Origin of the sequence: Coprococcus sp. AF21-14LB (assembly GCF_003458885.1) — a bacterium.
In the GTDB taxonomy this organism is placed as follows: domain Bacteria; phylum Bacillota; class Clostridia; order Lachnospirales; family Lachnospiraceae; genus UBA9414.
In genome coordinates, this window is record NZ_QRVX01000119.1 from 1 (window position 1) to 1,549 (window position 1,549).

The 1,549-nt window shown below is 34.8% G+C and carries 1 protein-coding gene; it reads left to right on the forward strand.

Translation table 11 applies throughout. The features are described 5' to 3' along the window. Positions 1–188 precede the first annotated feature (188 nt). Entirely contained in the window at positions 189–1,496 is a 1,308-nt protein-coding gene (locus tag DWX73_RS13240) for an IS4 family transposase (protein WP_055156218.1), read from the forward strand. Positions 1,497–1,549 lie beyond the last annotated feature (53 nt).

The window sequence follows — 1,549 nt, forward strand, 5'->3', positions numbered from 1 at the left end:
CAATGTCATTAAGTTAAGGAAAAATAATTAGATTCTTATATTAGAAATAATATAGGAGTCTTTTTATTTTGTAAAAATAGTTGACAAACAAGATAGAATGTGCGGCCGCTTTCGCTACCGATATATATTAAGGTTGCGAAAGCGGCCCTTGTAATTAAGGAATATCTTGATTGCAAGGAGGATACATTATGAGTCACTATATTGAAAAGGTTACGGTTTCACTAGAAAATCTAATTTCAGAATTGGCAAGAAATCCATCTTTGTTCTTGAAAAATCCAGATACTGATTTTTCAAGAAACCGCAAAATTAATTTTAAGACATGTGTTGGCATTACCATGAATTCCGGCGGTTGCACGCTGAATAAAGAACTCTTGGATTTTTTCGATTTTGATGTGAATGCTCCTACTGTTTCAGCGTATACACAGCAGCGGGCTAAAATTCTACCAGAAGCATTTGAATACTTATTTCATGCGTTTACAGAAGAAAATGCTCAAACAAAAAACTTATATGAGGGATATCAACTTTTGGCTTGCGATGGCAGCAATCTAACTATTGCACCGAATCTAAACGACCCGGAAACTCTTTGGAAATCAAATCAACTTGGTGCAACCGGTAATCACTTACATCTAAATGCCCTGTATGATGTTTTAAACAGAACTTATATTGATGCATTGGTTCAAACTGCCTCTACGTATCAAGAACACAGAGCATGCATTCAAATGATAGAAAGGGTGACATTGGACAAAGTTATATTAATTGCTGATAGAGGATATGAAAACTATAACATTATGTCTCACGCAATAGAAAAAGGCTGGAAATTTTTGATTAGAATAAAAGATGTTCACAGCAATGGCATTGCATCAGGCTTAGAACTTCCACAAACGGCAGTTTTTGATATGGATATCAATCTGATTCTGACACGAAATCAAACTAAGTCAAAGAAACAAGCAGGATATAAATTCATGCCAACAGTACAAACCTTTGATTATCTTCCAATAGGAAGCAAAGAGGATTATCCTATCTCCTTTAGAATTGCAAGGTTTAAAATAGCAGATGATTCCTATGAAACGGTAATTACAAACTTGGACCGTTTTTGCTTTTCGGCAGAAAAACTTAAGGAATTATATCACTTAAGATGGGGCATAGAAACATCATTTCGTGAATTGAAATATGCTATAGGGCTAACTAGTTTTCATGCCAAAAAAGTGGATTACATAAAGCAAGAAATATTTGCAAGATTGACCTTATATAATTACTGCGAATTAATTACAACATATGTAGTTGAACACACAGAAAATATAAGTAAGAAAAATCAGGTGAACTTTACTATTGCCATTTACATTTGCAGAGAATATCTGCGACGCAAACGGAAACTTCGTCCACCTGATGTGGTTAAACTGATAGAAAAACATATATTACCAATAAGACCTGGGCGTCGAGACCCTCGGAAAGTCAAACCTCAGGCGTCAGTAAGTTTTCTATACAGGGTAGCATAACCATTCATCATTATATAGGATTATAGACAGATGTACAATCCATCTGTCTGTTT

Bases quoted from the DNA above. Each gene is read 5' to 3' on its own strand.
- DWX73_RS13240 (WP_055156218.1), top strand. From the start codon at position 189: ATGAGTCACTATATTGAAAAGGTTACGGTTTCACTAGAAAATCTAATT.